Origin of the sequence: Gloeocapsopsis crepidinum LEGE 06123, from assembly GCF_015207655.1 — a bacterium.
Taxonomy (GTDB): Bacteria; Cyanobacteriota; Cyanobacteriia; order Cyanobacteriales; family Chroococcidiopsidaceae; genus Gloeocapsopsis; species Gloeocapsopsis crepidinum.
Genome location: NZ_JADEWN010000008.1, coordinates 1 through 22524, shown reverse-complemented (window position 1 = coordinate 22524; position 22524 = coordinate 1). Strand labels below are relative to the sequence as shown.

Genomic DNA, 22524 nt, shown 5'->3' with positions numbered 1-22524 from the left:
CCCTCACTCCTCTCTAAACGGCTGCTGGCATTGCATCAATGACAACTTCTTCAATCCGCACATTGCGCTTGAATTTGAGACTATTGAGATAGCGAATTGGGTCATCAGGATTGAACACAGTGCCATCAAAGAAGTGAATTGAACCACGGTCAGGTTCTACATCTAGCAAATCAAGATCTCTTGCTGCTGCACCGAATAAATCAACACGCTGCACTCGCTCCAAGATTTCAATCCAGTTTTTCGGGAAAGGTGTAATGCCCCACCGTGCCAGCTGCGTCATCATCCAAAGCCCCTCAACGCGGTACGGACAATTAGTACGGTCAATATAAAACTGGTTGTACCGCAACAGCATTTCGGGTTCTGTATCGTTACCGCGTGCGTATTCGTCAATAAATCCAGGGCGAATGTACTCTGGTGCGGCACCGATGTACTCAGGTCGCGCTAACAGCGTGACAATTTCTTCGCGATTGCGGCGATCGTCACAGTATTCGCACGCCTCAAGCAAGGCTTTGATTAAAGCAAAATGTGTTTCTGGGTGTTGATTTGCCCAGTCTTCGCGTACGCCTAAAACTTTCTCGACGTGTCCGTTCCAGATATCTAAGTCAGTGGCAATAACAAAACCTAAATCTTCCTTAACTGCACGGGAATTCCAAGGTTCACCAACACAGTAGCCATCAATATTCCCAGCTTTGAGGTTAGCAACCATCTGCGGTGGCGGAATCACCGTTAGGCTTACATCCAAATCAGGATCAATATCTACTGAAGAAAGCCAGTATCGTAGCATCAAGTTATGCATTGATGCCGGATGCACCATACCTAAAGTATGTACTTTATCGGGTGTTCTGGCGATCGCCGCTTTAAAATCAGCAAGCGTCCTGACTCCTTCATCATAAAACCGCTTGCTCAAAGTAATTGAATTACCATTGCGTGCTAGAACTAACCCTGTAACGACTGGTTGCGGGGCTTTACCACCTATTCCTAGCGTCATTGCTAAGGGCATTCCTGCAGTCATTTGCGCAGCATCCAAGCGGCGTGTTGCAACACCTTCGGCAAGCACTTTCCAACTTGGTTCGCGTGACAAAATAACTTGATCTAAACCGTATTTTTCAAAAAATCCTTTCTCTTTTGCCACAACCAAGGGAGCACAATCGGTTAGTGGAACAAAACCAATTTCCAAATTGACTTTTTCTAAACCATTGCGGGCGATTGCCACGGTTTGCTGTGCCTTACGCTGCTTCGCACGTTTTTGCTGATTTAGGAAATAAACAATTTCATTACGCAAGCTGTAGTAGTTGGGATGATTCACAACTTCCAAGCGATGACGCGGACGCGGGAAGGGAACTTCGAGAATTTGTCCGATATGCGATTCGGGTCCATTCGTCAGCATGACAATGCGATCTGATAGCAGCAAAGCTTCATCGACATCGTGCGTTACCATCACACACGTCATGTGGTTTTCTTCGCAGATCTTCATCAACTGATCTTGCAAACCGCTACGAGTCAAAGCATCTAATGCACCAAACGGTTCATCTAGCAATAGCAATTTTGGACGAATAGAAAGGGCACGGGCGATCGCTACCCGCTGTTTCATCCCCCCAGAAATTTCTCCTGGTCGTTTATTTGCCGCATGACGCAGCCCGACTAAATCAATATGATGCTCAACAATACCTCGGCGTTCGCCTTTTGGGACATTGCTCATTACTTCATCAACTGCTAAAGCAATATTTTCCCGTACTGTTAACCAAGGTAATAATGAGTAATTCTGAAACACCACCATCCGGTCAGGACCAGGCTTTGTAACTTGTCGCCCTTCGAGCAGTACCCCGCCTCTTGCTGGACGATTTAGCCCTGCAATGATATTCAGTAGTGTTGATTTACCGCAGCCAGAGTGTCCAATTAAAGAAATGAATTCACCTTGTTGAATTTTTAGTTCAATATTGCGTAGCGCTACGTAAGTACCGCCATTCGGTAGTGAGAATTCCTGATCGATGTGATCGACTTCTACAAATACTTTCATAACTTAATCAATGAGGGATCAGGGGTTAGGGGTCGAGGGTCAGGGAGTTAAAATAGCAGAGGAAGCTTCAGGTGCAGATGAGAAATACTACATACGAACTTCTCTGTCACTAGCAACTTAATCACTCCACTAACCCTTTTGCTCTTCTGGGACAACTTTAGATGCAACGAAAGCAACAAGCCTATCGAGGATTAAACCAACGATCCCGACATAAACCAGTGCCAGAATAATTTCACTCAACCGAGAACTGTTATAAGCATCCCAGATAAAGAAGCCGATTCCTACACCGCCGGTTAACATTTCTGCTGCAACGATCGCTAACCAAGATAAGCCAATCCCGATTCTCAAACCAGTAAAAATATAGGGAACTGCTGAAGGAAGCAAAATTTTCCAAAAAAACTTTGGTCCCGATAGACGCAGCACTTTAGCAACGTTTCTGTAGTCTTGGGGAATCTGCTGCACTCCTACAGTTGTATTAATGATAATCGGCCAAATTGCTGTAATAAAAATAACAAAAATTGCTGAGGGATCAGATTGTTGCAATGCTGCTAGCGAAAGTGGTAGCCATGCCAAAGGTGGTACAGTACGTAATACCTGAAATAGAGGGTCTAGTGCGCGATAAACAAAGGGACTAATTCCGACAAGAATACCTAATGCAATCCCAACGATCGCCGCTAAGGAAAAGCCGATAGCAACTCTACCTAAACTTGCGAGGATTTGCAGACCCAATCCTTTATTCGTCCCACCATAGTCAAAAAACGGATCGATAATTAAAGGATCCCAAGTTTCTTGCAGTACAGTAATTGGACCAGGTAAGTTAGCATCTGGACCTGAGAAAATCAGCTGCCAGATGACTAAAATAACAGCGATCGCCACTAGTGGGGGCACTACGTATTTCGTTACAGCGGGCATTGCTTTTCCCAATTTGCTGCTCTTCTTTGAGCGGCTACCAAGTACTGTCATTCTTTTTTATTCTCCTGTCCCGTGTTCTTATAACTTGCAAGTTTTAGCGCTCAATTAGGCTTTTTTGATTTTTAAACTATTCAAATATGCTGTTGGATTTTCTGGATCAAACTGCACGCCATCAAAGAAGGTTTCCACACCACGGGAAGTACTTTGAGGAATTTCATCTGCAGGAACACCAATTGCTTGGGCGGCTTCGCGCCACAGATCTTCGCGGTTAACTTGATCGACGAGCGCTTTCGTGTCAGTCTCTCCTGGAATATAACCCCAACGAATGTTTTCGGTTAAAAACCACAGATCGTGACTCTTGTAAGGATAGGAGGCATTATCACGCCAGAACTTCATCAACAATGTGTTGCTATAGTCTTCTACGCGACCTGTACCATAGTCGTACTGACCTTGGAAACGACCTAAAATATCTTTTGCTGGTACTCCCAACCACTGACGATTAGCAACGATATTCGCCATTTCTTCTTTGTTCTCTGGTAGCGCACACCACTGCTGAGCTTCTTGCACTGCCATAAGAATTGCTCTAGTTGCTTTAGGATGTTTATCTACCCAATCTGCCCGCATTGCAAGAGCTTTTTCTGGATGATCTTTCCACAGTTCGCCAGTTGTGAGGGCAGTATAACCAATGCCTTGTGTAACCGTTTGTGCAGGCCAAGGTTCACCTACACAGAAAGTTTCCATGTTGCCCACGCGCACGTTCTGTACCATTTGTGGAGGTGGAACAACAATTAGGGAGATATCACTGTTAGGATTAATACCACCCGCAGCTAGCCAATAACGCATCCAAAGATCGTGGGTTCCTCCAGGAAATGTTACCGCTGATTTAAGTTCCCTGCCAGCAGATTTTTGTTGTGCAAAAGCTTGTTGCAGTGGAGAACTATCTAAACCAACGTTCAATTCCTTATAAGTATTAGATAGGCAAATTCCCTGACCATTCGTATTTAGTCGTGCCAAGATGTACATTGGCACGCGATTGCCTTGCGTAATCGTTCCCAAAGACATCATGTAAGGCATGGGAGTCAAAATATGCGCGCCGTCAATTCCGCCGCCACCAGAACCAAGAACTAAATTGTCACGGGTAACTGCCCAAGATGCCTGTTTCGCTACTTCGACATCCGTCATTCCATATCTGTCAAAGTAGCCTTTTTCTTTGGCAATAATTAACGGTGCAGCATCTGTAAGCGCAATAAATCCTAATTTTGCAGTCGTTACTTCAGGTGCATCGGCTGGGTCAATATTAGCCGCCGGAACTGTACTTCCACTATTTGTCGCTGTAGAATTACTGCTAGCACAGCCATGCATCAAGGCAGAAGCAGCAGCAGCCGTACCAGCCGTGAAAATAAATTGCCTTCTCGTAAACTTGGTCATCTTCTTGGTTTCAGTTGAATTGTTGCTAAATCAGTTTCAAAGATCGCTACTTACCTAGCGCTGATTGCTTCTTGCTTAGGCTGCGCTGCAAAATGCTCAATGAGCAAATCCCGTAACACTGGCTGTAAGTCTTCACAAGGAATCCCTTTAGTAACGCAAGTCCCCAAGTGCGCATCTTTGCCCACTTTGCCACCCATGTAGATATCAACTCCTTCCACTGCCTTGCCATTTTTCCGAACTTTAGTACCCATTAATCCAATATCTGCAACTTGTGGTTGACCGCAAGAATTCGGACATCCTGTCCAATGAATGCGCACTGGGCGTGTAAAATGTAGTTCACTTTCGAGTGCCTTAATCATTCCCAAAGCTCGGTTTTTGGTTTCAATCAAGGCAAAGTTGCAAAACTGAGCACCAGTACAAGAAACTAAGCCTCTAGTTAGTGTTTCAGGGCTAATCGAAAAGCGCTGTAACAATGGTTCAGCTAAAAATGCATCTAAGCGCGAATCGGGAATATTGGGAATAATCAAGTTTTGCTCTACCGTAAGCCGAATTTCGCTATCTCCGTAAACTTCAGCGAGTCGGGCAATTTCAAACATATCTTGAGCATAAAGCCGTCCCACTGGAATATGTAAACCTACATAATTTAACCCTGCTTGCTTTTGGCGAAAAACTCCAACATGGTCGCGTTTTTCCCAATCAATTTCATCTTTTTCGGCGGCGGGTTGTAGTTCCTTACCTAGTTTTTTTTCAACTTCAGTGCGGAATTTCTCAATTCCCCACTCATCAATTAGCCACATTAAGCGTGACTTTTGGCGATTTGCTCGCAGTCCACTATCCCGAAAGATTTCTAAAACCACTCTACATACTGCAACAACATCTTCTGGTGGTATCCAAGCATTGAGAGGAACTGCCGCATCGCAGCGCTTGGCAGAGAAAAAACCACCAACAATGACGTTGAAGCCGAAAGTATCATTTTTAAATCCAGGAATAAATGCCAAATCGTTAATTTCAGCATGAACCGAGTTGTCGCGCCCGCCTGTAATCGCAATATTAAATTTGCGTGGCAAGTTCGTAAACTCTGGATTACCCTCACCATTATTGGTAATCATATCTTGCACTTGGCAGACTAACTCGCGCGTATCAAATAACTCATCTGCATCAAGTCCAGCTACTGGATCGCCAGTAATATTACGCACATTGTCCATTCCCGACTGAACACTGGTTAATCCTGCGGCACGAAACCGACTAAAAATATCGGGAAAGTCTTCAATTCGTATTCCACGTAACTGAATATTTTGCCGAGTAGTGATGTCTGCATTGCCGTCATCACCATAGCGTTGCACCACCTCACCTAATACTCGCATCTGATGACTTGTGACGACACCGTTGGGTATGCGCATCCGCATCATGAACTTACCAGGAGTCACAGGGCGAAAGAATAGTCCTACCCATTTGAGTCGATGGTCGCGATCAGTTTCGTCTATTGCTTCCCAGCTGATCGCTGCAAAATGTTCTAGTTCGTCTTTGACAGCAAGACCATCTTTCTCGGCTTTGAATTTCTCGAATTTATTTAGGGTTTCCTTCTTGGCTGCTTCTGTCATAGTGTCCCCTCATTGCCTTTGTGCGCGCTGGATCTGAAAAAAAGTAGTCTGCTGATGCTAAAGCTGCTTAGTTTGTTAGGTTATTCTGTTTGAAAACGAAAAGTCGTATAGATAGTTACGCAGACTGCTGATTAGAACAAAATGAATATTTCCTTTTTTGTATTGCGGGATTGCGAAGCTTACGGCTACATCAGAAACATCTGTTTGCTGAATGCGCCTGACAACATCCAAGTTAGAATTACATTGCAAGTAATTTCGTATCTTATGTAACTAAATATTTCAGAATATGAAGAAAATGCATCAAATCGATGCTCTTTTTGCAATAAGCTCAGTCGTAAGGTAGATGCAAAACACGCATAATTGAGAAGCCTGTATTGCTAAAAGCTTTAACTATAGATTGACAAAGCTATTTGCTTAAGTTTTGTGAAGATAATGACTACTGCGATTAACCAGCTATCAACGTTTTGGGCAAACTGTATCTTTAATGCAATAGTGACTAGATTGCAGCAGATAAAATATTTTCAGTTCCAGCAACAACTAACTCATCGAAAAGCCAAAATAATTGGTTGTGGTCAAGTTAAGCTAATTTTAATCTGCATACAAAGCGATCGTGAACACAAGTATTCAACTCAAGTTGGAGCAAGCACACTCAGCGTTGAGTGCAAGTAACTGGTCATTACTCGTACAATGTTTGCAGCAGCTAATTCCTGGGAAAAAGCGCGAGCAAGGTAATATAAACACTGCACCCGAAGCAACGCAACTCCTTGATTTTGCAATTGCTGTGTTACTTGCAGGAGATTTCCAACAACGCTGGGACGTTGCAAAACTAATTCCCCGTCTAGGGACAAGCGCGATCGCTCCTCTGGTAGAAATCTTAGAAGATGACGATGAGGAACTGTGTTGGTTTGCTGCGCGGACTCTAGGCGAATTTGACCACCCACAGGCGATCGCTGCTTTAGTAGAACTGATCAAAACAACTCATCATGAAGAACTCCAGGCAATTGCCGCAACAGCACTCGGACAAATTGGCAGTAATGCCGTTACAGTCCTAACAGAGTTATTAGATGATGAAAATACGCGGTTACTTGCAGTGCGATCGCTTGCTTATATCCGGCGTTCAGAAACAATAGCACCACTACTGAGTATTATCAGCGATCCCCAAGCGAATATTCGTGCTGTGGCAATTGAAGCTTTGAGTAGTTTTCACGATCCGCGAATTGCACCAGTATTACTCAATGCTTTGGATGATATTGCTGCTCCTGTAAGGCGCGAAGCTGTGTTAGGTTTAGGCTTTCGGACTGACTTGTGCGCAGAATTAGACCTTACTGCACGTATCTTACCAAAACTGTACGATTTCAATCTTGATGTGTGTCATGCTGCGGCGATCGCGTTAGGGCGTTTAGGGACAGATCCTGCTGTGATTGGCTTAAATCAAGTACTGCAATCACCACACACACCAGAGTCTCTCCAAATAGAAATTCTTCGGGCTTTAGGTAGAATTGAATCAAACCTCGCTTTAGATCATCTTTCCTCTTTTTTGGAGCAGTCGCCATCAGTCGCTGTATGTCAAGAAATTATTACAGTTCTAGGGCAAGTTGAACAACCAAATAATCAAGTGAAAGCTGCCAATATATTAATCAATATGCTGCATTTGCAACATCCGGCAACTGAAACTGGGCGTATCAGGGGAGTCATTGCTTTATCACTGGGATACCTGGGACAATTACAAGCAATAGAACCCTTAATCCAATTATTAGCTGATTCAGAGCGTGTAGTAAAACTGCATGCGATCGCGGCACTCAAACAACTTGCACCAGAAATTGCCTACAAACAACTCCAACAAATCGCCACAAGCGATGTAGCCCCAGAACTCAAACAAGGAGTTGCAATCGCGCTTTCTGAATGGTTGAATTGAGAGCTTTGCAGGAAAACAGAAGAATACTTGTATGCTAACCACTAATCGCTCTTTTTCTCTACATTCAAAACTCAAAACTAATCACTAGTCACTTTATTCACTCATTCCTCACCCCTCACTCCTCCTTCTTGCTGTATCAATCTCTACGAAATTACTATCCTAAATCCGCTAAGTTAGTGTAAGCCTTAAATGTGATTCAGGCTACACAAAATGCGGCTAGAGCAGTTGCAAGCCTTTTTGGCGATCGCGGAGACAGGTAGTTTTCAACAAGCAGCACGCAAATGCGGTGTAACTCAATCGACCATCAGTCGCCAAATTCAAGCGCTGGAAGCCGATTTGGGCTTATCGTTGTTTCATCGCACTACAGGTGTAACGCTGACTTTAGGAGGTGAACGTGTATTACCCAGAGTGCGGAAGATTTGTCAAGAGTGGCGGACAATTAAAGAAGAATTGGCGGATTTAGTTGCTGGAAAGCAGCCTGAATTGTGTATTGCGGCGATTCATTCGATTTGTTCTAACTGCTTACCCCCTGTTTTGCAGCAGTTTTGCCATGACTATCCTGAGATTCAATTGCGCGTGACTTCTTTAGGAAGCGATCGCGCACTCAAAGTCCTTAAAGATGGACTTGTAGATTTGGCAATTGTGATGAACAATCGCTTGCTCACAACAGGTTCTGAAATGGCAGTCGAAGTGTTATATGACGAACCGATTGAGGTGTTAACCGCAGCAGATCATCCCCTTGCACAGTTTGATAAAGTTCCTTGGTTTGAGTTGGTTCGCTATCCACAAGTTGTTTTTAAAGATGGTTACGGAATGCAGCGTCTCGTGCAAGAACGATTTGAACGGTTTGGCGCAACACTCCAAGCTGTTTTAGAAGTGAATACCCTTGATGCTTTTCGCGGAGTTGTACGCCAAGGTGAATTAATTGCATTGCTACCACGTTCTGCATTAGTCGAAGCAAGCCAAGATCCGACCTTAGCAGTGCGTTCTCTTGCAAGTAGCGATTCAATGACAGGTGTAGATTCTGGCTTAACGCGCCAAGTTGTCATGGTAACAACGCAAGATCGCTTACAAATTCCGCCAATTCAGCATTTTTGGCAATTAGTGAAGAAACTAGTTATTCCGCAGTTTGAACAGCACCAAGGAAGAAATCAAGCTATCGAAGATTTGCAGGTGCGATAGTGCTAGGCTTGAACTCTTGACCCATGATCTATTTGATTGAGCGATCGCAATGAGCAATGCATTTCGGGATTTGCTAAAAAAAGTGGGTAGCGGTAATCATACCGGTGAAAGTCTCACGCGAGATGAAGCCGCAACTGCAACTCGGATGATCTTACTGCAAGAAGTAACTCCAGCCCAAATTGGGGCGTTTCTGATTGCGCACCGGATCAAGCGCCCTACAGGAGAAGAGTTGGCGGGAATGCTTGATGCTTACGATCAACTTGGTCCTAAACTGCAACCAATGACTACAGCCCAACGTGTTTTTGTTTTGGGCTTACCTTATGACGGGCGATCGCGTACCGCACCGATTAGCCCGATTACGGCTTTACTACTATCAGCAGCAGGACAACCTGTTATTATGCATGGTGGCGATCGCTTACCGACTAAATATGGATTACCATTGGTTGATATTTGGCAAGGATTAGGCGTTGATTGGACGAAGCTATCACTTGTACAAACGCAACAGGTGTTCGAGGCTACTGGCGTAGGATTTATTTATCTGCCTCAGCATTTTCCCTTAGCTCAAGGTCTATTTGAATACCGCGACCAAGTTGGTAAACGTCCGCCGTTTGCCACAATGGAACTGATTTGGTGTCCGTACGCTGGAGATGCACATATCGTTGCTGGCTACGTTCATCCACCAACAGAAGGTATGTTTCAAACTGCCTTTGCTATACGAGGAACTCAGCACTTTACAACAGTCAAAGGATTAGAAGGAAGTTGCGACCTGCCCCGCGATCGCACCGCAATTATTGGCTTATCGACACCGAATCCTGACGAACCAATTGAGCGCTTGCACCTCGTTCCCCGCGACTACGGCTTTACGACTAAGAATGTCCCGTTAGAATCGACGACGCAGCTATTAGAGGCGATGCAATCTATGTTGCAAGGGCAACCATCTGAATTAATGCAAACAGCTTTGTGGAACGGTGGTTTTTATCTCTGGCGGTGTGGCGTTTGTCCAGATATGCCATCGGGAATCGCGAAAGCTGAAGCTTTACTTAGAAGTGGTGCACTCACACAGCAACTCCAAAAGATGACCCAAGTTATTGCTTTAGTGACGCGATCGCTTATAAAGTTTTGAGTTGTGAATTAAGAGTGACTAGTAGTTAGTGGCTAGTGGCTAATAAGGTGTGATAGTTAATTAATGTACTGCACTTAATAAATGAAGATTATTTGCAATAAATATAAAGTTGATATCCTTCACATCAATAAGTGATTACTCACTTGACAAAGTATATTAAATGCTTCTAATCGAGGAAATAAAGGCGTTTGCGGTATATTCTTGATTTTTGCTGCTTCAGTTTATTCTTGGCAATAAGAATCAAGATTTGTAAATTTAAATATAAAATTTCTCTTAAAAACTGATTTTTTTTTAACTTTATTTGAGAATATTTTTAAATAAAATGAGAATGATTGTAAGTAATTCGGGAGAGCGATCGCATGAAAGACCCGAACAATGTACAACACCCCCAAAGTCGTAAAGGATGGGAGTTTACATTTTTTGGTGGAACACCTAAATCCTACGAAGAACAGAGCAACGCGCATACAGCCCAAACATCGTTTCCCTTAGCAATGGCAAATGTTGGCGATCGCGTGTGGATTGTCAAACTTAATGGCGAAGATGGATTAGCACGTCGTTTGATTGATATGGGTTTAACTTTAGGATGCGAGCTTCAGATCGTTAGCCGTACTAGCAGTGGTTCTGTAGTGGTGGGTATTCAAGACACCCGCATTGGTCTTGGTGCAGGCATGGCGCACAAAGTTTTAGTAACAGCGGTATATCAAATTGCTCAGCACAGGGAAGACAAGATGAATGCCAAACTACGGAATTTGGCAGTAGGTTGCCGAGGGCGTGTCGTTGGTTATGAACAAACAGCCCGCGCCTACCGAGAAAAATTGCTACCGATGGGACTCACTCCAGGAACCGAGTTTACTGTCACCCGTCATGCGCCTCTTGGCGATCCAATCGAAATTGAAGTGCGAGGCTTCCACCTCAGTTTGCGCAAAGACGAAGCCGATGCCCTGCGTATTGAGGAGGTGCAATCGTGACGAAGCGGACAATTGCGCTGGCGGGTAATCCCAACTGTGGTAAGACAACATTATTTAATGCACTGACTGGTGCTAATCAACGTGTCGGAAATTGGTCTGGAGTGACAGTCGAACGCAAAGAGGGTAGCTATCGCGATCGCGGTTGGCATGTTGCGATCGTTGATTTACCAGGAGTGTACTCGCTTGATGCTACAGATACAGAAACCGGACTCGATGAAACCATTGCCCGCAATTATCTTCTTTCTGGTGAGGCTGAGCTAATTGTCAACATTGTTGATGCTTCAAATTTAGAGCGAAATCTCTATCTCACCACGCAAATTTTAGAAATGCGCCTACCGATGGTAGTCGCGTTGAATATGATGGATATCGCCCAACAAAACTTACGCATCGAGCTTGGCATTCTCGCACAACGCCTTGGTTGTCCAGTTGTACCCATTGTAGCAAAGCGGGCGGAGGGCTTAGAGGAACTACGGGAGAAAATTTATCAGCAACTGCAAAAACTGACCAAACCACATACCTACGTTGCCTATCCACCAGTCGTTGAAGACGCGATCGCGCAGCTTGTTCCTTTAGTGATGCAACACAGTCACGATCGTGTCGTCGATCCACGCTGGAACGCCATCAAGTTACTCGAATACGAATCGATTGCGCCTGAATTGCGCGGACAAGAGTTATACAAACTTATCGTGGAAAATCGCCGCAAAATTCATCAGGTGTTAAGCGAAGATATCGACATTTTAGTTGCGGATAGTCGTTACGAATTTGTGCGCCGTTTAATTCAAGGAGCCGCAGAACGGACTCGACAAGTCAGTAGCAGCGTTTCTGATAAAATCGACCGCGTCGTCCTCAATCGCTGGCTTGGTATTCCGATTTTTCTGGCGTTGATGTACGTGATGTTTATGCTCACGATCAATGTTGGCAGTGCCTTCATTGATTTCTTTGACATTTTCACAGGGACAATCCTTGTCGATGGCTTTGGGGAGTGGCTAGCGCAAATTGGTAGCCCTGAGTGGTTGAAAATTCTGCTGGCGCATGGTGTAGGGGGAGGAATACAAACGGTCGCCACGTTTATTCCGATCATTGGATTGCTATTTTTGTTTTTGTCAATTTTGGAAGATTCGGGCTATATGGCGCGGGCGGCGTTTGTGATGGATCGCTTTATGCGCTTTGTCGGACTTCCTGGTAAATCGTTTGTACCGATGTTAGTCGGATTCGGCTGTAACGTACCTGCAATTATGGCGACGCGCACGTTAGAAAACCGACGCGATCGCCTCCTGACGGTAATGATGAATCCTTTCATGTCTTGCGGCGCACGTTTACCCGTTTATGCACTATTTGCAGCAGCATTCTTCCCGATTGGCGGTCAAAATGTGGTGTTTGGGTTATACCTCATTGGTATTGCTATGGCGGTGTTTACAGGTTTAGTTCTCAAGAACACGCTGCTGCGCGGAGAAGCATCCCCATTCATCATGGAGTTACCTCCCTACCATGTACCGCAGCTTAAGGGCGTACTATTGCGTACTTGGGATCGCTTGAAAGCGTTTATGTTGCGTGCTGGTAAGGTTATTGTGTTGATGGTCATGGTGTTGAGCTTATTAAACTCAGTGGGTACAAATGGCTCGTTTAGTAATGAAGATAGCGAACAATCGGTTCTCAGTTCTATGAGTCGCTCAATCACTCCCGTTTTTGCTCCTATGGGTATTCGTCAAGATAATTGGGCAGCGACAGTCGGCATTTTTACAGGTGTCTTTGCAAAAGAGGCAGTAGTTGGTACGCTAGATTCGCTTTACGGTCAACTGGCACAAGCAACGGATGTTGCAGAGGAAGCATTTGACTTCTGGGGTGGTATTCGCGAGGCATTTGCTAGCATTCCTGCCAACTTAGCAGAACTCCCTAATACCTTACTCGACCCGCTGGGGATATCAATTGGTGACGTTAGTTCACTCAGCGCTGCTGCACAGGAGCAAGAAGTTACTACAGGTACGTTTGGGGAAATGGCAAGACGCTTCGATGGTAAGGTTGGCGCGTTTGCTTACTTACTATTTGTACTGTTGTACTTTCCCTGTGTCGCGGCAACAGGTGCGATCTTTCGGGAAACGAATTTAGGATGGACAACCTTTGCTGCAGTGTGGACGACTGGGCTTGCTTACTGGGCGGCAGTGCTGTTTTATCAAGTAGCTACCTTTACGCGCAATCCTGGCACTTCAATCGCATGGATTATTGGGCTTGCGATTGCTATGGCGATCGCACTTGTTAGTTTGAAGCTGGTACGCCCTGCGAGAATTAAACAGTTTCGCTTTAAGGCTGATGCAAATAGGTAGCTTCTTGTGCTGAGGTGCTGGGGAGAATAAACAATTACGAATTGGGATAAAAACCATTTTTAGCGATGATTTTACGGGAAGTTCAAGACTATCTAGCACAGCAAGGAAAAGTATCGCTTGCCCAAATGGAGCTTCACTTTAGTATTGATGCTGATGCGCTGCGGGGAATGCTACAGCAACTCGTCCGCAAAGGTAGAGTGCGAAAGTTACCGATTCCACCTTGTTGTCATGGTTGCGTTAGCTGTTGTCCAGAACATCTTGAATTTTACGAATGGTTAACTACAGAACTACCAGGTGCTATGACAACTGATTGTGGTGTTCGTTCAATGAATCAAACCTGCGCTAATAAATCATCGTAGCGTCGGACTTCAAGGAGACGATTGTTTTCAGTTACTAGTAAAACTGTCGGGCAGTAAGTTTTGAGTTCTTCGGGTGTGAATTGTGCATAAGTCATAATAATTAAGCGATCGCCTGGCATACCGAGTCTTGCGGCAGCGCCATTTAACTCAATTGCTCCTGAATTTGCTGGAGCGGCGATCGCATATGTAATCAATCTTTCTCCATTGGCAACGTTAACAACTTGCACTTGCTCGTAAGGTAGTATTCCTGCAGCGTCGAGTAAGATTTGATCGATACTGACACTACCTACATAGTTCAGATTAGCCGCAGTGAGCGTGCAACTGTGAATTTTAGCTAATAGTAGCGTTCGTTGCATGAAAGAGGCGCTAGAGTTGAGTGCTAGAATCGTTCTTCAATAAACTGAAGAAAACGACTCTAACGTTATGATAATGGCTTTCTCTTGAGGTTGTGTGTATTATGCTTCAGCTTCAGAATTGCGCCCTTGTTTGCTACCTGCCTCAATGCACTTTTCTACCAAAGGCATAACTTGGTCAATATCTTGCCAACCACGAATTTCTGTAACTTTCTTCTCTAAGTTCTTATAGCTACGGAAAAATTCAGCGATTTCATCTAATCTATGTGGTGCAAGATCTGCAAGCGATTTGACGTGTTGGTAGCGTGGATCTTTGTCGGGAACACACAAAATTTTCTCGTCATGATCGCCACCATCAATCATAATCAACATTCCAATGGGACGTGCTGCAATCACACACCCTGGAAATGTTGGCTCGTCCATCAATACCATACCATCAAGAGGATCGCCATCATCAGCGAGAGTATTAGGGACAAAGCCATAATCGTAAGGATATTGCACCGAAGAATACAGAACTCGATCCAAAGCGAAAGCCTGTAAATCTTTATCGTATTCGTATTTATTTTTACTTCCAGCGGTGATTTCAATTAAAACATTGATGACGCCTGGTTTTGGTTGCGCCGGAATACGGGTTAAGTCCACAACATCACTCCAATTTAACAGCTAATTTAGGGTGCAGTTCCGTTAGCTCCCCGTGTAGCATTTTAGGGTATGACGGACAACTGCAAACTCTTAGCTATTAAAAAAGCGATTAGCTGTTAGCTGTTAGCTAAGTGCATAACTAACAAGTCCAGGGCTGACAACCCTTCACCATTAGCTAACCGTAGTACTAAAGTCAGTTTCAAACCAACATAAATTACATCACCATTCGCCGGTTTTCATTCCTGCTCTTTGCAAAGGATATGATATGGGTTGCACGTTTGTCAGAAGATTTTTGTCAGAGTACTGAGCGATCGCCACAAGTGGGACTGTCAGAGTCAACAAAGCGATTGCTGTTCCTACAATGTCTGCCAACTTATGAGAAGGGTTCTCTACTGAGCTGGCAGACTGACTACTACTTGATTCCATAAAGAAGTTCTACTGAACCTGTTGTAATGAACCTAAACAATGTTTGACACATTAGAAGGTAGAAAACTACCTTCTTACTGCCATTTTAGCAACTCTTTTCTAACACACTGTTCGCTAACCAACAAATCTTATCTCTTGTATCCGTAATTATGTGAGGAGTGATGAGTGACTAGTGACTAGTAAGATGGGAGTGTGGGAAAGATTTGATCATTACTACCCTACTACCCAACTACCTTCTGATTCTCTGCTTTATCAACATAAAAAACCGCCATTAGCTAGCTTTATGGCGGTTGCTTGAGCAATCGGAGGGTGATTACAGCTTAATCCAAACTTATAGCTGCTCATCGTAGCAAAGTTTACACTTGAGTAAATACGCTTATTGGTTTTGACCAGCAGCGTAAGCTTTGATTGGCTCTTTGATCCAGCGGATGTAGAGATGTTTAAATGTGGACTTAATCACGCGGGGCATTCCAAAGTCAATCGGTGTCAGCGCGTCTGGCAATTTCCAGTCATCGATCTGTAGCGCAGTAGGATGTAAGTGGGGAAATTGAATTTGGGTAATATCTGCACACAGTCCCAGACGAGCTTGCGCGGTGATGGTTGGTACGCATTCTGGCTGCACTTGCAGCAGGTCTATCATTGCCCGATCCAGAGCAAATACGTCAGCAGCAGCACCCAATACACCTAATTGTCGCGGTTCGCCGCCACTGGGACCATTACCTTCATGTCCAATAATACCATCAATAATTGTTAAGTTTGGGTTAATTGTCCGTGCAGTTTCGACGAGCATTTGCCCAAAGCGATTGAGATCTTTTCCTGCTTCCATATGCCACCAGGCTTTCATTTTTCCTGGAACGCAGCCAAAAAGATTTTTCACACCTAGAGTTAATGTCAGTTGACTGTGTGACTTTACTTTGGGTAGATTAATGACAACATCAGCTTCGATCGCTTCTTTACACAGCAGCAAGTGATTAAATTCTTCACTGACAGTTTGATAACGTCGTCCGTGAAAGTCTACAACAGGGATATGCAAGTCAGATATCAATGACTGATATCCATTGGCGATCGCTACACCCTTAGCACTGCCAAATGCTGGACTATCTCCTAAAAATGGCTTACCACCAACATCCATAACCATCTGTGCTATGGTGTAGACTAATTCAGCACGAGTGGTACACTCTTTTCCAGGACGCGAGCCAGTCAGTAAATTAGGCTTGAGCAAAACGCGATCGCCTGGCTTGACAAAACCAGTCAGTCCTCCCAAAGGCTGTAGTAAAGTTTCTAAAGCATCTCGCAATAAGTCTTGTTCGTAGGATTGAGCTTGAATTAGGCTAACGAGTGGTTGCGAATTCATGTAAAATCACTTTGACTAATGGCAAAACCGACTTGAGTTGCTAAGCGCAAAAACAAGCTAATCTCATTATCTTGCCAAACACGCGGGCGATCGCACTGATGCGCAATCAGTAATCTCAAAAATAATTTAAATTTTCAGCGCTAGCTTTCGTATCTAATACTGGCAATATTGAAATCGCTATGACTGCTGCAATTTTGATTTGTTGTTTGGTCTGAAGTATTTGCTGATAAAGCCATCACTATTGACATTTTTGCAGTTTTTTGATTATTTACACCGTAACTAATGCTGAGAAATTTGGTAATAGAAGAAAATATAAATTTTTTATGAATTGAAAGTTATTGTAATTAACAGACTTAGGAAATTTCTTGCTGATTCTGTACATACCTACTAATATTTGTGGGGGAGTTGCTTGAAAATTCTCCTCAAGATAGTATTGTTTTAATTTTTTTTTGCAAGTAAGCTGATGGATTTACTCCTAAGACAACTCCATTGCACGAGTTTTGCAGGTAGAGGATTGAAACAGCTTGTAAGTCAACAAGTGCCGCTTGAAGTTCGCAAAGCATTTAGCGATCGTATCATTTCATACTACTGGGAACCTTCTAATCCTCCTACTTTAGGATATCGTGCTATTTACTTATATCAAATCACTTCTGAACAAACATTATTTGGATGGTTGTACGCTGATGGAATCGATCAAAACGGCAGTGTCATCCCTTACTTTGCCTGTTATTACTTAGACGAAACACTGCTTAGCTTTCATCTAGAAATGATTTTAACTTACTTACAAAAAGGACCATTAACAGTTATTGACCGCAATAATCCATCAACTTTAGTAGAAACAAAGGTTATATCTAACCTATGGAATTACGAACCAGCCCGCCCTGGAGTAGTCCTTTCTTCTGAAATTCGTCAACAATGTCATACTGCTTTAAGTCAAGAAAAATTGATCACTTTATTTATTCCGCTTTCAGCACAAGAAACGGTGATCTTCCCTAGCGAACAAACCTATGAGCAGCAAATTGCAAACTTATCAGTTTATCAACATTACATCATTGAAGGAATTGTAAGTCATGACGATTTGATCTCACCAAAAACATTAAATGAGCAAGGAAAACCAAAATTTCAACAAAGTGAAAATGATATAAAAAATATTCGAGAACTTCAGCAATCGAGTTTAGTTAAAGTAAAAGAAAACAGTTTAGCGATTACTCAGAATAATAGTTCTCATCAAAAAAGTTCAAGGGAAAAAGTTCTTTCACAAGATGAACAACTGAACTTAAACACTATGCCATATAACCACACTAATATTCAATTCTTACTACGAATTGGTATTATTGCCACTGCTTTAGCAGTAACAATTTCACTCTACAGATTGATTCAAATTATTATTCTTAGCCCAATCGCTTCAGAAGTTCGCACTAATAATCTTGTTTTTTACAAAACCTTAGCTGAGGTTCCAAACGTTCCTCAAGGAGTATTTAATTACGGTGGTTCTCCTACCCTAGCACCATTGCGTTCTCCAGGAATTCTTTCTACAATTAGCCAGTCACAAAAGCAGTTTCAGTTGCGTTTTGTTGAACCCGTTGGTACTCCTCAAGGTTCTGCTGCTGGTATTAAAATGCTACTGGACGGTGAATTGAGTTTTACCCTATCGTCGCGTCCTTTAAAAGAAGACGAGATCGCCCTAGCAAAAGCGCGTGGATTTGCTTTAGAACAAATTCCTATTGCTATTGATGGCATTACTTTTTTTATTCACCCGCGTAATCCTATTGTGGGTCTAAACTTGGCACAACTACAAGATATTTTTTCAGGAAGAATCACTAACTGGAAAAGTGTAGGAGGTTCAGATCTGCCAATTACAGCATATAGTTTTACTCCTCAAGTCAGTGGAACTGCAGATGTTGTTCAACAAAGAGTTTTAGCCGGAAGGGAGTTTGGTAAAAATGTACAAGTTGTTGGTACAGCAACAGAAGCAATTCTCAAAGTTGCTGCTAATCCTGGCGCTATTGGCTATAGTTCAGCCTCGGTTGTTGTAGGACAAAAAACGATTTATCCTCTTCCCATATCCATAGCGTCAGGAGAAATGTTTGTTACCCCCTTTGTTGGTATAAACGAAACGGTATTGAACAAAACAGCTTTTACTAACGGTTCCTATCCGCTAACACGTCGGCTGTTTGCGATCGTCAAACGCGATGGTAAACTCGACGAGCAAGTAGGAGTCAGCTATGTTAATTTATTAACAACTGATGAAGGACAAAAATTAGTAGAACAAGCAGGTTTTGTTCCGATTCGTTGAATAGCTATATAATTAATAACTAACTACATAAGTAGGTATGCATAATTACACATCACACTTTTTTATGTTAGTTAATAGCAATACACCATAAATCATTGACTATTAGACAGACAAAAACGTAAGTAAGAGCAATTAATGGAAATAGATCTAACACAAATTCTTTAAAATCTAGAACCACACATCGACTGTAACACAGCTTCAGGTTGATTGCGGTTCTTTTCGCGGCAAATCAAAACCTCGGCTAGACGACGTTCGGCAAAAAATTGGTGTGTAAACCAGCCTAAAGGTGCGCCAATAAATATACCAATAATCAAACCTGTTAGCAAACTATAAATAAGGTTTTTTCTCGTAATCGCAGTAGTAGTCAACTGATTATTTCTCCTCGTTAAGGACTTTTAGATTTAAGTAGGTGGGCACAATTAAATATCACACTTTGTTATGTTGGTTAATAGTGAATAATTAATAGCAGTTTGCCATGAACCATTGACCATTAACTAATTACCAGTTCTTAAGGTGCGCTTATTTTCGCCTACCTACCTATGTATTCTAAAAAAAAGAGCCTATCCTTGTGTAGAGCGCATTGCACTCATTTGTTCTAGATTTAATATTTTGGCTAGATCTTCTGCTGTCATTAATCCGCGTTCGAGAACAATCTGTCGGAGTGATTTACCTGTTTCTAGCGACTCTTTGGCAACTGCGGCTGCATTCAAGTAGCCAATATAAGGATTGAGGGCTGTCACCAGCGCTAAGCTACCTTCGGCATAAGCAAAACAGCGATCGCGATTTGCGGATATACCTTTAATACATCGTTGGGTTAACGCGGCTAGCGTGTTACCTAATATTTCAATGCTGTGAATCAGATTGTAGGCAATGAGTGGCATCATGACATTAAGTTCAAGTTGTCCAGCTTGTGCGGCGAGGGCGATCGCACTGTCATAACCCATCACCTGAAAGCATACCATTGAAGTCATTTCTGCCATCACAGGGTTGTATTTTCCTGGCATAATTGAAGATCCAGGTTGTACGGGTGGTAGTTGAATTTCTTTAAAACCTGTTTTTGGTCCTGAATCCATCAATCGTAAATCGTGGGAAATTTTGACGCAATCCTGCGCTAAGTTGCGTAAAGCCCCCGAAACACTGACAAATGATCCCATACTCTGCATTGCTGCCATAAGATGAGGTGCAGAACGTAATGGTTGATCCATTAATTCCGATAAAATTTGCGCAACGCGATCGCAATACTGGGGATGTGTATTTAACCCTGTTCCCGCTGCACTACCTCCTAAGCCGAGAATAGTCAGGTCTTGTGCAGCAGTTTTGATTCTAGTTTCGTGATCTTGGATGATTTGTGCCCAAGCACGAAAGTTTTCACCTAGTCTTACTGGAACCGCATCTTGTAGGTGTGTTCTACCCGATCGGACAATATCTTGAAATTCTATAGCTTTGTTCTCTAAAGCAGCGATCGCACTTGTTAAAGCTGGATAAAGCGTTCTTTTTAGTGCTAATAAGCCTCCAATACGAATTGCTGTCGGAATGACATCATTTGTCGATTGACCGTAATTTACATGATCGTTTGGGCTGACGCGCTGATAGTTTCCTTTTTCATCACCTAAAATTTCTAAAGCCCGATTAGCTAAGACTTCGTTAACATTCATATGGTGCGAAGTTCCTGCACCTGCTTGGTAAACATCGACAACAAACTGATCGCGCAACTTACCCGACAACACCTCATCTGCTGCTGCAACAATTGCTTGACTAAGTTCAGGTGATATACACTCAAGTTCGCCATTTGCGATCGCTGTAGCTTTCTTAATCAACACACAAGCATCAATATATGTTGGTAGAGGCTTAAGTCCACTTATCGGAAAATTCTCTGTTGCTCGCAAGGTTTGGATACCATAATAAACATGATGGGGAATTTGTCGTTCTCCCATTGAGTCGCATTCAATTCGTACTTGTGAATCTTGTTGAGTCATGTTGGCAGGTGCAAAAATAAATCACTCTCAGGTATGATGCCAGATTTATTGATTTGACAAAACCTAGCAGTGGATAATTACTCATCCTTTGAATTTCCCAATCATGAGTAGCATCTTGTACAATCTTGGATCAAGTCTCACTCCTCGCCCCTCGACGCCAGTTGCTACAACGGAGGACACCTCCGCAATGCACTGGTTCCCCCTCGCTCCTATTTAAGGATTGTCATTGTGGATATATCTGTCCTAGTTAGAACCTTTGTTGCGGTATTTGTCCTTGCAGATGCTTTGGGTAATGCACCGATATTTTTAGTTCTGACCAAGGGTATGGAACCACAGCAACGTAACCGAGTCGTTGATAAAGCTAGTATTGTGGCGATCGCAGTACTCTTAGGCTTTGCCTTCGGCGGTCAATTTATTCTTGATTACTTGCACATCAGTATTGCATCGTTACGAGTAGCTGGAGGGCTATTACTGTTATTAATTGCTTTAAAAATGCTCGAAGGCGAATTAGATACGCCAATCGTAGAACAAGGACGGGATGTCGCGATTACTCCGCTAGCGTTGCCTTTACTTGCAGGTCCTGCAACGATTACTACTGTCATGTTGTTAATGTCAGAGTCGCCTAATGCACATATCAGTGTTGTCGTTGGTACAGTTGCAGCAATGGTTGTGACGTGGTTTATCGTACGCCAAGCAGGGCGCGTTGACAAATGGATTGGTGCTGAAGGTGCAGTCATCGTTACGCAACTTCTTGGTTTTCTCCTTGCTGCATTGGCGATTGAAATTGGTAGCGAGGGAATCAAGGAATTGTTTTTCTAGCCACTCTTGTAATTTTCAGATTGCAACACATACTTACCCAAATTTCTACTACCGTTGCTAATAAAATATTGAGAGTTTTTCTAAACTAACAATAATAAATTAATGACAAACACGCGATCGCCACATGACTACCACAATTTCAGCGCAAGCTTACGAGGAACTTTGGCAAAAAGCTAACCCTACGCTGCAACAACCCAATTCATTAAACTACTCCAACACAACTTTGAAGTATCCTCCTCAATTAGGGCAAGGATTTCAGCGAGAGATTCACTTGCACGAAGCAATAGAATTAACAATTGATAGCTGTCAATTCCACAGTAACTTAACGACGCAATTTGACGAACACGATATTATGCTGTGGAAGGTTCTGCCGGCAGCTATAACTTCTATCGTGGCGCGATTGATCTTTCTGGTTCACTCAATCTAAAGCAACCATCTTGTATCGCTTAAATGCTGCGGTTCAGACAACAGAAAGCTTTGTTGATTTCTACGAACAACAGCGATATTTAGTTGCACCTGTTGTCAGTTGGACGATCAGCGATAGAACCACACTGACTCTAGAAACACAATATTCTGCTGTGGAAGGACCCATAGATGTGGGAATATAGCCTTACACAATCAGATTAGGACGTTATTATAGGGGCAGAGGAGAGTTGAGGAAGTGCCCATGCCCGCCCCCTACAGTTACGACCTGCGCCGCAAAGCGCTGGCGGCAGTGAAACACGGCGAACGCAAAAGTGCAGTGTGTCGGATGTTGAATATCAGCCGCAATACCTTAGACCTGTGGTTGAAACGCGAGGCACAAACGGGGGATTGTCGAGCGATCACCACT

The 22524-nt window shown here is 43.3% G+C and carries 22 protein-coding genes; 11 read left to right on the top strand and 11 right to left on the bottom strand.

The window, feature by feature from the left end; all coding sequences use genetic code 11:
* Positions 1 to 13 precede the first annotated feature (13 nt).
* From IQ230_RS04835 to IQ230_RS04820, 4 genes are all read right to left on the bottom strand, one after another.
* Positions 14 to 2017 (bottom strand): nitrate ABC transporter ATP-binding protein, encoded by a 2004-nt coding sequence (locus tag IQ230_RS04835; protein ID WP_193930941.1) that lies wholly within the window; start codon positions 2015 to 2017, stop codon positions 14 to 16.
* A gap of 129 nt (positions 2018 to 2146) precedes the next feature.
* The gene (gene ntrB, locus IQ230_RS04830; RefSeq protein WP_193930940.1) at positions 2147 to 2980 is read right to left on the bottom strand and encodes a nitrate ABC transporter permease; all 834 of its coding nucleotides are present in this window, start codon (positions 2978 to 2980) and stop codon (positions 2147 to 2149) included.
* Between the two features lie 54 nt (positions 2981 to 3034).
* Positions 3035 to 4357: a CmpA/NrtA family ABC transporter substrate-binding protein gene (locus IQ230_RS04825; RefSeq protein ID WP_193930939.1), complete on the bottom strand. Its 1323-nt coding sequence runs from the start codon at positions 4355 to 4357 to the stop codon at positions 3035 to 3037.
* 50 nt (positions 4358 to 4407) lie between these two features.
* Positions 4408 to 5958: a ferredoxin--nitrite reductase gene (locus tag IQ230_RS04820; protein ID WP_193930938.1), complete on the bottom strand. Its 1551-nt coding sequence runs from the start codon at positions 5956 to 5958 to the stop codon at positions 4408 to 4410.
* A 610-nt stretch (positions 5959 to 6568) separates the two neighbouring features.
* On the opposite strand from IQ230_RS04820, the gene IQ230_RS04815 reads away from it, so the two are divergent.
* From IQ230_RS04815 to IQ230_RS04790, 6 genes are all read left to right on the top strand, one after another.
* Positions 6569 to 7873: a HEAT repeat domain-containing protein gene (locus IQ230_RS04815; RefSeq protein WP_193930937.1), complete on the top strand. Its 1305-nt coding sequence runs from the start codon at positions 6569 to 6571 to the stop codon at positions 7871 to 7873.
* Between the two features lie 210 nt (positions 7874 to 8083).
* The gene (locus IQ230_RS04810) at positions 8084 to 9055 is read left to right on the top strand and encodes a LysR family transcriptional regulator (RefSeq protein ID WP_193930936.1); all 972 of its coding nucleotides are present in this window, start codon (positions 8084 to 8086) and stop codon (positions 9053 to 9055) included.
* A 49-nt stretch (positions 9056 to 9104) separates the two neighbouring features.
* The gene (locus tag IQ230_RS04805; protein WP_193930935.1) at positions 9105 to 10178 is read left to right on the top strand and encodes an anthranilate phosphoribosyltransferase family protein; all 1074 of its coding nucleotides are present in this window, start codon (positions 9105 to 9107) and stop codon (positions 10176 to 10178) included.
* 359 nt (positions 10179 to 10537) lie between these two features.
* Positions 10538 to 11146 (top strand): FeoA family protein, encoded by a 609-nt coding sequence (locus tag IQ230_RS04800; RefSeq protein ID WP_193930934.1) that lies wholly within the window; start codon positions 10538 to 10540, stop codon positions 11144 to 11146.
* Positions 11143 to 13467, top strand: a complete 2325-nt coding sequence (gene feoB / locus IQ230_RS04795) for a Fe(2+) transporter permease subunit FeoB (protein WP_193930933.1) — start codon at positions 11143 to 11145, stop codon at positions 13465 to 13467. The genes IQ230_RS04800 and feoB overlap by 4 nt, the downstream gene beginning before the upstream one ends.
* Before the next feature lie 65 nt (positions 13468 to 13532).
* On the top strand, positions 13533 to 13826 hold the full coding sequence (locus tag IQ230_RS04790; protein ID WP_193930932.1) for a FeoC-like transcriptional regulator: 294 nt from the start codon (positions 13533 to 13535) through the stop codon (positions 13824 to 13826).
* Here IQ230_RS04790 and panD read toward each other — a convergent pair.
* The 5 genes from panD to IQ230_RS27300 form a co-directional block, all read right to left on the bottom strand.
* Positions 13799 to 14182, bottom strand: coding sequence for an aspartate 1-decarboxylase (gene panD, locus IQ230_RS04785; RefSeq protein ID WP_099701211.1), 384 nt, complete (start codon positions 14180 to 14182; stop codon positions 13799 to 13801). The genes IQ230_RS04790 and panD overlap by 28 nt on opposite strands.
* A 99-nt stretch (positions 14183 to 14281) precedes the next feature.
* Positions 14282 to 14821: an inorganic diphosphatase gene (locus IQ230_RS04780; protein ID WP_193930931.1), complete on the bottom strand. Its 540-nt coding sequence runs from the start codon at positions 14819 to 14821 to the stop codon at positions 14282 to 14284.
* Positions 14822 to 15040: 219 nt separating this feature from the next.
* The gene (locus tag IQ230_RS04775) at positions 15041 to 15247 is read right to left on the bottom strand and encodes a hypothetical protein (protein WP_193930930.1); all 207 of its coding nucleotides are present in this window, start codon (positions 15245 to 15247) and stop codon (positions 15041 to 15043) included.
* A 376-nt stretch (positions 15248 to 15623) separates the two neighbouring features.
* Positions 15624 to 16601, bottom strand: a complete 978-nt coding sequence (locus tag IQ230_RS04770; protein ID WP_193930929.1) for a DUF362 domain-containing protein — start codon at positions 16599 to 16601, stop codon at positions 15624 to 15626.
* Positions 16598 to 16720, bottom strand: coding sequence for a GAF domain-containing protein (locus IQ230_RS27300; RefSeq protein WP_265576193.1), 123 nt, complete (start codon positions 16718 to 16720; stop codon positions 16598 to 16600). Before IQ230_RS27300 ends, IQ230_RS04770 begins: the two co-directional genes overlap by 4 nt.
* Before the next feature lie 344 nt (positions 16721 to 17064).
* On the opposite strand from IQ230_RS27300, the gene IQ230_RS04765 reads away from it, so the two are divergent.
* Positions 17065 to 18897: a PstS family phosphate ABC transporter substrate-binding protein gene (locus IQ230_RS04765; protein WP_193930928.1), complete on the top strand. Its 1833-nt coding sequence runs from the start codon at positions 17065 to 17067 to the stop codon at positions 18895 to 18897.
* Between the two features lie 161 nt (positions 18898 to 19058).
* On the opposite strand, the gene IQ230_RS04760 is transcribed toward IQ230_RS04765, so the two are convergent.
* Both IQ230_RS04760 and IQ230_RS04755 read right to left on the bottom strand, forming a co-directional pair.
* Entirely contained in the window at positions 19059 to 19265 is a 207-nt protein-coding gene (locus IQ230_RS04760) for a hypothetical protein (RefSeq protein WP_193930927.1), read from the bottom strand.
* Positions 19266 to 19457: 192 nt separating this feature from the next.
* Entirely contained in the window at positions 19458 to 20873 is a 1416-nt protein-coding gene (locus IQ230_RS04755; protein WP_193930926.1) for an aspartate ammonia-lyase, read from the bottom strand.
* Between the two features lie 228 nt (positions 20874 to 21101).
* Between IQ230_RS04755 and IQ230_RS04750 the strand changes: the two genes are divergently transcribed.
* The 4 genes from IQ230_RS04750 to IQ230_RS04735 all read left to right on the top strand — a co-directional run.
* Complete coding sequence (locus tag IQ230_RS04750) at positions 21102 to 21692, top strand: MarC family protein (protein ID WP_193930925.1); 591 nt, start codon at positions 21102 to 21104, stop codon at positions 21690 to 21692.
* A 124-nt stretch (positions 21693 to 21816) separates the two neighbouring features.
* Positions 21817 to 22119 carry a hypothetical protein gene (locus IQ230_RS04745; RefSeq protein ID WP_193930924.1) on the top strand — a complete coding sequence of 101 codons (303 nt, stop codon included), beginning with the start codon at positions 21817 to 21819 and terminating at the stop codon, positions 22117 to 22119.
* 10 nt (positions 22120 to 22129) lie between these two features.
* Positions 22130 to 22300 (top strand): hypothetical protein, encoded by a 171-nt coding sequence (locus IQ230_RS04740; protein WP_193930923.1) that lies wholly within the window; start codon positions 22130 to 22132, stop codon positions 22298 to 22300.
* Between the two features lie 59 nt (positions 22301 to 22359).
* A partial coding sequence (locus tag IQ230_RS04735; RefSeq protein WP_193930922.1) for a helix-turn-helix domain-containing protein occupies positions 22360 to 22524 on the top strand: 165 nt, incomplete at its 3' end.

Bases quoted from the DNA above. Each gene is read 5' to 3' on its own strand.
- panD (WP_099701211.1), bottom strand. From the start codon at position 14,182: ATGCAACGAACGCTACTATTAGCTAAAATTCACAGTTGCACGCTCACT.
- IQ230_RS04825 (WP_193930939.1), bottom strand. From the start codon at position 4,357: ATGACCAAGTTTACGAGAAGGCAATTTATTTTCACGGCTGGTACGGCT.
- IQ230_RS04800 (WP_193930934.1), top strand. From the start codon at position 10,538: ATGAAAGACCCGAACAATGTACAACACCCCCAAAGTCGTAAAGGATGG.
- IQ230_RS04765 (WP_193930928.1), top strand. From the start codon at position 17,065: ATGGATTTACTCCTAAGACAACTCCATTGCACGAGTTTTGCAGGTAGA.
- IQ230_RS04770 (WP_193930929.1), bottom strand. From the start codon at position 16,601: ATGAATTCGCAACCACTCGTTAGCCTAATTCAAGCTCAATCCTACGAA.
- IQ230_RS04835 (WP_193930941.1), bottom strand. From the start codon at position 2,017: ATGAAAGTATTTGTAGAAGTCGATCACATCGATCAGGAATTCTCACTA.
- IQ230_RS04810 (WP_193930936.1), top strand. From the start codon at position 8,084: ATGCGGCTAGAGCAGTTGCAAGCCTTTTTGGCGATCGCGGAGACAGGT.
- IQ230_RS04775 (WP_193930930.1), bottom strand. From the start codon at position 15,247: ATGGAATCAAGTAGTAGTCAGTCTGCCAGCTCAGTAGAGAACCCTTCT.
- IQ230_RS04790 (WP_193930932.1), top strand. From the start codon at position 13,533: ATGATTTTACGGGAAGTTCAAGACTATCTAGCACAGCAAGGAAAAGTA.
- ntrB (WP_193930940.1), bottom strand. From the start codon at position 2,980: ATGACAGTACTTGGTAGCCGCTCAAAGAAGAGCAGCAAATTGGGAAAA.
- IQ230_RS04745 (WP_193930924.1), top strand. From the start codon at position 21,817: ATGACTACCACAATTTCAGCGCAAGCTTACGAGGAACTTTGGCAAAAA.
- IQ230_RS04805 (WP_193930935.1), top strand. From the start codon at position 9,105: ATGAGCAATGCATTTCGGGATTTGCTAAAAAAAGTGGGTAGCGGTAAT.
- IQ230_RS04820 (WP_193930938.1), bottom strand. From the start codon at position 5,958: ATGACAGAAGCAGCCAAGAAGGAAACCCTAAATAAATTCGAGAAATTC.
- IQ230_RS04755 (WP_193930926.1), bottom strand. From the start codon at position 20,873: ATGACTCAACAAGATTCACAAGTACGAATTGAATGCGACTCAATGGGA.